This window comes from Bartonella sp. AP88HLJMH, from assembly GCF_042195605.1.
GTDB lineage: Bacteria > Pseudomonadota > Alphaproteobacteria > Rhizobiales > Rhizobiaceae > Bartonella.
This window is the reverse complement of sequence record NZ_JBHIOR010000015.1, coordinates 42,387-50,550: the sequence shown is the minus strand read 5'-3', so window position 1 is coordinate 50,550 and position 8,164 is coordinate 42,387. Positions and strand designations below refer to the sequence as shown.

The window sequence follows — 8,164 nt, the reverse complement described above, 5'->3', positions numbered from 1 at the left end:
TCGCGTTAGGATCCACAGTAATTTGCGCCTGTAACGCTGAAGGGGCTAACAAACAAGAAAAACCAAGTCCCCCAAATTAACTGATATCCCTAATTCCGAAAAGTTTTATTACGTGACTGAAATGGAATTCGCAAAAGCAGGTAAAGAGAAAAATTAAACCACTGTTATTTATAATAACAGATACCCCTCTTGAAGCTTATGAGTATATCGTCAATGGCAAGCCCGCTCTTGAATGGATTATGGGGCATCAATGTGTAAAGACAGATAAAAAGAGTGGCATTGTTAATGATGCCAATCACTATGCTGTTAAAACCGTTGGAAATCCTGCTTATCCATTGGATTTGTTTCAAAGGGTTATTAGCGTAAGTTTAGAAACAATGAAAATCGTGAAAAAACTACCAAAATTAGAAATAAGAGGAACTGAATAGACTTGGCATGCTAAACTCACAAAGGGGTATAAGGTCTTATACCTATAGGCTCTATACCCCCTTTATAAATAGCTTACATACAATCTTTAAAAGGATAATTTATCATGCGTTATTCTAAAAAGAAATCATTTGACTTTTAAAACACTGTATTTTGGATTGCAAAGCTTATATCGTAATCTAAAATGATAGCTTTATTGTTTTCAAAAGCTTTGTTTAAAGAGAGTTATGTATATTCATTTTCTTATATTACTTATAGGCTTTGAAGGTTTCTCAAACCCTCAAAATACCTTCAAAAATATATCGTGGGTTGTGTTTATAGGTTGTATCTTGATATAGGTTGTTTATTAAAAAAATATATAAAGGGGGTCAAAAGGAACCCTCAAAATACTCAAAAACCTCAAAACTCATAACCACAATAGTCTTGATAACATTTCTTATGATTATAATCCCTTTCTTTTGAAAGGCTTTAAAGGATCATATGCTTTTTATAAAGCACGTTTTAATCATTCTCTAAATCATAAGTTTATCTATTCAAATGAACTGATAAAATTCATAAAAGGGATTTTAATAACGTAATCAGTTTTTACTTTCATACGCTTTTCATAAGACACGTTTTAATGACTCACTAAAATGATCACTTTTGTCAGTTCAATTTACTGACACATAACTGACAAGTTTTAATCAATTCACATCATTGGTTATCTTTAAAGATTGTACTCTTGATATGAATTATGTTTTAAAAATACTAACCTATTGAAATATAAAGTTTTTAATTTTTACTCATTTAAAAAAATAATATAGGCTCTAAAAAGAACTGACAACACTGACACGGTCTATTAAAAGGGATTTTGCTAATCTTTATAATGATCAATCTCTTTTTAGATGTTTTCATAACAAGCAATAAATCGCAATTATCCTATTTATCAACTAGTTGTATAACATCATCTAAGGTATAAGTTTTCATGAATCTTCCCCTGCATACTCTTTAATTCTTTTGCAGAGAAATTCATAAAAATTACTCGCGTAATATTCGGAATCTTCAGATGTATACTTGAGATAGAGTGGGCATTCACCATCCCGAAACTGCGTATAATCAAAATAAAAGGTTTCACCAAAATCAGTTGTGCAGATAACAAGTTGTTTGGGGTCCGTAAAGCCATCTCTTCTATCGAGCAAATTTCGGTAAACAATATCACCAGCAGGAATACCTGCGCAGATTTCATAAATACTGAATATTTCTTCACCTCCAATTTCTCCTCCTCCATAATTTTTTAAAAAATTCTTATAGGAAGAGGTAAATTGTAAACCAAGAGTGTTCTCAGCTGTTTTAATCCGCACCTCATCAGGTGCATTATCTTGAGTACCAAAATTAATAACATGACTATGCATATCAACATATTGTGCAACATCTGATAAAGTATAACTTTTCATAAATTTTTCTCCATAAGTCACAGCGTGTTTTTACTCATAATGAGTGTTTCTAATGATCAGTCTTTTTCTACTATAGCCAATGGAATTGGGATGAGATTGATAAAATCATAAGAGATATGTTCTTGACGGAGCTCTTTTCTCATCTGTCTCTGTACAATCATCTCGCATTTACAACATATGATGGAATTAAAGGAGGTGATCATTAAAGTTTAGAGAGCGCCTTTTAGGGACATTACTCCAATATTTGCAATAATTACTCTTTCTTTTTTCCTACTTAGGAATTTTTTTTGAAATCCAACAAATAACTTTTCTGATAAAATTTGTCTTTGGATTCATAGGAGCAACCAAACTCCTGCCTTGATAAAATGAGTAGAGAACCTCAACGAGAGGACTATCTTGTTCTTGTGTCACAGGATGTAACATAATAGGTCTAAAATCGACTCCAATAGGTGCTCTTCCTGATACCATTCTTTCCACATTTGTACCCGTTACTATCTGTCCTTCTTCTTTCCAAGAAGAAACTGTTTCAGGCTCAAACAGTTCATCTTCCTGATAAACTTTTTGACTTTTAAATTCCACCGGCTCAGCTGCCCCCATACTTTTTTTCTTTATCCATTTCATGATTCACAATCCCCTCGATTTTTTCAAAATAATCAATTTATTCTTGTTCTAAATAGACTTAATAAACTCTCCTTCCAAGAGCGAGGTTATTCCTCGCTAGAAAGCTCTGAGTGATCATCAAAATCTTTTGCTACCCGTTCAATCAAAGCGTAGCTCACTTGCTTCACCTTTGCTACTTCTTGTGCTAAAGCTAATGCACGTTCAAGGTGGGCTTTGTTGATGCTTTTGTCAAAGCCTAGGTGATCACCTGCCGTAAAGCTTTGCTGATAAGATTGCAAGGTTTCAACATCACCCAATAAGGCAAGAGCGCCAAGATGAAGTAAAGCATAATGTGCATCGTTTTCTTTAGACGTAGTGCTTTTTTTCCAAGGAGCAGTGCCATAATCAGAGCGTAGCCTTTTAGAAAGGTCAATCTCTTTGACTGACCATTCTAGCGCATCATCAAGCGCCTGTGTTAAACGATCCGTAGTGACTTCTGGTTCAAAGATTTCTAATCCCTTGGCTTCAAAATTAAGCTGTATATCTGGAATATCTTCCGTGTGGGTAGGATCAATGAATTTACAAGCGGTGGAAAGAATACCGGTACTAATCATAAAGGCGCTATCAAATTGCGGGTAGTCTTTGGCAATTTCGTCGTTATAAAGAATATCTACTTCACGATCAGCCAATTGATAGCTTGCCATATGGTCATTCTCATTGATTTTCTCGGCTGACCAGCCTAAGCTTTTTAAAAGTGCATGAGCACTTTCCATGGTGAGATGATCATCAGTGTCATCCGCTTCCTCTGTCGCCTCAACAGCAATAGTTTTGGAAGCAACAGATGCTGTTTGGGAATCAAGGGACAAAATCGGAGCATTTTTTGGAAAACCCGCTCGATAACCCCGTGCAAGAGTAAGAGCGTTGTCAATCGTATATTTCGTGATACCTTCCACAAAGCTTAAAGAGTTTCCCTTTCTAAAATTCTCTTTATAAAACTTAAGCCTCTCAACATCTCCAATCAGAATAAGCGCAATAAAATGGCGTATTATAAGATCATATTCACTGTCTGGGGGAAAAGCCGCATAATCATAGATGATTTGATTAACATTTTGTCGATCAGCCCAGCACAAAATATCCGCACAGATCTGCTTCAGTTTACCTTCATCAACTTCATTACCAGACACAGTATATACATCTTCTAATTCTTTAAGAACGGTATATTGGGGAGTATTGATGAAAATAGATCGATAAGCTGTAGAAAAACCAAGTGTTGAAAGAAAAACCTTGAAGGTAACAAGCGGTGTCTCTCCGTTTTTATCAAAGTCGTACACTATATTAATAATACGATCTTTCGTTATAAAATAAGCATTGCGATCATAGTTCTTATCGCGATAAACTGTCCACCCCATCCTTTTTAAGTCTTCAGAAACTGTATTAAGAAAAGACAAATCTTGCAAACTAAGACGATCATCTATGGCTTTTCGCTCATTAAGGATTTTCAGATATTCTTCAGCAAATTGAACGGCATGGTTAATATATCTCTCTACTTCACGGTATTCTAAATATTCAGAAATTGTACCTGCTTCTAAAAAACTTTGATAAGATTTCAGCACATCAATCTTACCTGTTAATGCTAAACAAGCCAAATGCCAAATTATATCTGTATTGTAGTTATATTTTTGAATAAGCGTTTTACTTTCTATTGATGCTTGCAAATCTTGAGCGCGTGCCCATTTTATCATCTGCTCAGAGATTTTTATCAATTCTTGCTCATTCAAGGTCCCTACACAGATATCAATTCCTTATCAAGAATACTATCCCCTCCAATCGTATTAAAAGACTGATAAATATCTGTAGGTCGTACAAGATTACGTTGTCCATGAAAATGAATATACCAGCAAGCCAAAGAAATCTCTTCGTTAGATATTTCAGATTCAAGATGGACATTGTACTGATCATGGAGATGTACAAAGCCAAAAACTAACTTAATAAAACGATCCGGCAAAGAGAGCCACATTTTTCCAGGTTCCATAGAAACCCACCCTTGCGTTTTGAGAATACGGCTTGCTGCAGTAAGATTCATCAAGCGCTGATTGAGCTTTTTGCGTGCGAGAATATCGTCCAATTCTCCATTTTTATAGGCTTGAGCAAAAAGAAGGAGGCGATCATACCTCGTCATTGTTTTGTAATCAGAAAATTCTGGTACATACAACTGAGATGTAACCTCAGAACTCTTTAAAGTCTCTACATCACCAAGCAAAGCCTTTGCGACAAGAGAATGATCTGCAGCTTCTTCACGTAATTTTTGTTCAATATCTTGTTCTTGGGCCCAAGCTATTACCCTATTTAAAGCTTCTTCAATATGGCTTTCAGAAAGATCTGAAGCTTTAATATCAAAGTCATCTTTTGCGGAAATTAATGTATTTTTATATTGCGATTTTTCGCCATTATCATATTCCCAGCCAAGACAATAAGCAGCAGTGGTGAGATTAACAGACAACCGAAACTTTCCCCATTCACGCCGTAATTTACAATATCATAAAGGATGTGCACAATACGATCGGAAAGATAATAATAAGCAAATGTATCCCCCACATTATCACGATAAGGCTCCCAGCCTAGTCTTTTTAAAATCTCTGTGACATCTTTAGTTTGCATCAGACTCACTTATCAACCTATTGTGCAACATCAGCTAAGGTATAGGTTTTCATAAATGAACCTCAAAACGTGCGTTATAAACGCTCCATATTTCCTCTATCAATTTCACCTCTTCCATAGTTTTTTCCAAAAACTCTTGTAAAAAGGTATATGTTGCGGAGTGGGAGTGTTCTCAATCTTTTCAATTGGTTGGTCTCCATCAGGTATCTCAACTCCCACGCTTTCTTTAATTCTTTTGCAAAGGAATTCATAAAAATTGCTAGCGTAATATTCGCAATCTTCAGATGGAAGCATGACATAAAGTGGGCATTCTCCATCCCTAAACTGCGTATAATCAAAATAAAAGGTTTCACCAAAAGCAGCATCACAAACGATAAGCTGTTTTGGTGTTGCGAAACCACGTTTTCTATCATTTAAGTTTTGAAAAACAATATCATCAAAAGGAACACCTATAGGATGCTCATAAAGACTATAGATTTCATAACCACCAATGTCCCCGCCTTTATAATGTTTTAAAAAAACTTTATAGGAAGATGTGAATTGTAAACCGAGAGCTTTCTCCGCATTTTCAATCACGAGATCACCAACCGCATTTTCTTCAGAACAAAAATTGACAATATCACCTTCATATTTATCAACTAATTGTATAACATCATCTAAGGTATAGGTTTTCATCAATTATTCTCCATCAATTATTCTATAAATCTCTGTTTTTTCTCTTTTCATCAACCGTAGATCACTACTGCCGGTGCTCCTGTCCCCATCTGTCAAAATTTAGACCTATAATGCCCCATTTCATATTGATTATTCCTCCTAAACTACTGTTTTTTTGTTCTCCATGCCCATTGCCGTATTCTTTCCAATATTCCTCTCTCTGCTTCTCAAACTTTTTTCTCTCTATAAGCGATTGATGTGTTTTTGGATTAGCATGAATAACAGAAGTATATTTTGTATGAAATTCATGGCTAATTTCCGCTAGGGGTCCATCGGGGGTTTGCTTTAGGTGATGCAACTCAACAGGCTTGCCATCAAACCCCATAGGTGCTCTTCCTGTTTTTGTCCTTTCAATATTGGTACCCCACACCTTTTTCTTCTTTACTGTCCAATTAACAATTTGGTTAGGATCAAACAAATCGTCTCTCCGATAAACTGTGTAGGTCTGTCCAAATTTGCTATCGGTAAATTTAGTGGGTTTCTTTTTTAACCAAAGCTTTTTTTCTTTAGCAGCAAGTTTGGTCAGTTCTTTCCTCGCCGCAAATTTGTCAGAATCTCCTTGAGCTGCAAGTTCTGCAAGATTTTTCTTGGAAGCGAATTGAGCAAAATCTTTCCTAGCAATGAATTTAATCCAAGCCTTTTCGCCAAGCTTTATGCCTCCCTTGGCTGCTCCAGCAACTCCTGTCATTAGGGATGCTGTTTCAGTCAATAATTTTCCAAGTTCAAGTCCAGCTTTAAAGGATCCACCAGCACCGGCTCGCTCATATTCCTCCTCCATTTTATTAATGCGATCTACATAGGACTGTCCAAGGGTCCGACCAATTGTCGCCAAAATCTCACCACTGCTGAAAAAATCTTTGAGCGCTTTCAAAGTCTCTTCGGGATGTTTGGCTATTTGCAAAAAACCATCAAGCGTATCGTATATTTCAGCCGGTACACCAGCTACTATGCCAGCTCCAAAGCTTATACCTTGCCCTGTACTAATCGCAGACCACTTCGCAGACACTGCTGCTTCACATAAAAGGTCAGGACACTCCTTTAATTCTTTCTCCATCTGAGCTTGTTGCGCACTGCTGAGGTAGTTATTTGCAGCGGCATTACCTGCGGCATCAGCGCCGGCATCAACATTGCCACCGGCAATGGCAGCGGCAACGCCCCCAGCAGCCCGTGCAACATCAATGGTGTGGTCTCTAAAGTCAGCAAACTGCGCATCAATCTTTGCGTTTATACGCGCTTCCTCTTCCGCAGTTGGGGTGCGACCGTTTAGGTCCCCCATTTCCTCTTTCACAATGCCTTGCACCCACAATTGAAACTGGAGCATAGCAGTGGCTTCGCCCACAGCACCCCCCACAGCACCGGCTGTGCAAGCACCGCTCGCAACCGCGCCTTTTAAACAGCCAAGACCGGCGTGGGCAACGATCTGCGTGACCGTGTCTATTTTGCCTTCAGCCTTGGCGGTACCGATTTCTTCCGCCAACGATTTGCCAACCGTATCAGACAGGGCGATGCGCAGATTGTTAAAAAAGTTCTTGTCAAGAGAGCCACCCTCAAGAGCCGTTTGAACGCCTGTGCCAATGGCGGCTTTGATCAGGTTCTTTTCCGCTTCACTGGCGATACGATCGACAAAAGGAGCCGTTTTTGGCAAAGATTGTCCAACACCTGCCATTTCCGTTATTTGGCTGGTTAAGCCCGCCGTTAACATCGACGAGACAATGCTGAGAACATTCTTTGAAGAGCCAAGCTCATGCAAGGCACCGGCAATATTGCCGCGATTGTTAACAAGAGCCACAGCGCTTTTGTTAATCAGCGCTTGGACACCTGCCTGTATCGCCGCATTCATGGCGGTGCTCGAGCCAAGCCCCAAAGCACCGGTAATGGCACTGGCAGCGCCAGAGGCTGCTCCGCCCGTAACCGCCGTGACAGCCAATGCCACGAGAGCCGCACCGGCTTCTGTCAGCCCTTGGGCTTTATAATCCCAGTCTTTAAATTCAGCCTTAACTGCTAGCCAATCAACTTTCCTTACAAATCTTAATCAACCCAAAGTAATAGCCTGAAATAGCCGTGTGTCGTATGGAAAATTAAAAACAAAAACCGAATGAAGAAAATGCACTTGAGACTTGCATATGGCTTCACAGGTTTATTGCTGTAAAAGCTTCAAATGATGATATCTCTAATACTTTTCGCTTGTTCTCTTGTCGTAGCTTCCACATGCGAAAAGATATGGATTATGACACCTCTTCTCAAGCTTATTAAACTGAACTCAAAGGTATTTCCTTATTGATTTTGAAAGAGTCCTTAAAATGCATTTTGCAGAGCAACGTAGAAAGCATGTC

At 38.2% G+C, this 8,164-nt stretch carries 4 protein-coding genes and 2 pseudogenes; 1 reads left to right on the top strand and 5 read right to left on the bottom strand.

The window, feature by feature from the left end; genetic code table 11:
- Nucleotides 1-52 precede the first annotated feature (52 nt).
- A pseudogene (locus tag ACFIMA_RS07465) lies at nt 53-428 on the top strand (type ISP restriction/modification enzyme); the annotation flags it as partial.
- Between the two features lie 960 nt (nt 429-1,388).
- Here the strand turns inward: ACFIMA_RS07465 and ACFIMA_RS07460 are convergent.
- From ACFIMA_RS07460 to ACFIMA_RS07440, 5 genes and pseudogenes are all read right to left on the bottom strand, one after another.
- Nucleotides 1,389-1,859, bottom strand: coding sequence for an SMI1/KNR4 family protein (locus tag ACFIMA_RS07460; RefSeq protein ID WP_375679327.1), 471 nt, complete (start codon nt 1,857-1,859; stop codon nt 1,389-1,391).
- Nucleotides 1,860-2,129: 270 nt separating this feature from the next.
- Complete coding sequence (locus ACFIMA_RS07455; RefSeq protein WP_375618707.1) at nt 2,130-2,480, bottom strand: HNH/ENDO VII family nuclease; 351 nt, start codon at nt 2,478-2,480, stop codon at nt 2,130-2,132.
- 86 nt (nt 2,481-2,566) lie between these two features.
- A pseudogene (locus tag ACFIMA_RS07450) lies at nt 2,567-5,117 on the bottom strand (DUF6990 domain-containing protein).
- Nucleotides 5,118-5,222: 105 nt separating this feature from the next.
- Entirely contained in the window at nt 5,223-5,792 is a 570-nt protein-coding gene (locus ACFIMA_RS07445) for an SMI1/KNR4 family protein (RefSeq protein ID WP_375693279.1), read from the bottom strand.
- A 64-nt stretch (nt 5,793-5,856) separates the two neighbouring features.
- Complete coding sequence (locus ACFIMA_RS07440; protein ID WP_375693280.1) at nt 5,857-7,764, bottom strand: DUF637 domain-containing protein; 1,908 nt, start codon at nt 7,762-7,764, stop codon at nt 5,857-5,859.
- Between the last annotated feature and the right edge of the window lie 400 nt (nt 7,765-8,164).

Bases quoted from the DNA above. Each gene is read 5' to 3' on its own strand.
- ACFIMA_RS07460 (WP_375679327.1), bottom strand. From the start codon at position 1,859: ATGAAAAGTTATACTTTATCAGATGTTGCACAATATGTTGATATGCAT.
- ACFIMA_RS07455 (WP_375618707.1), bottom strand. From the start codon at position 2,480: ATGAAATGGATAAAGAAAAAAAGTATGGGGGCAGCTGAGCCGGTGGAA.
- ACFIMA_RS07445 (WP_375693279.1), bottom strand. From the start codon at position 5,792: ATGAAAACCTATACCTTAGATGATGTTATACAATTAGTTGATAAATAT.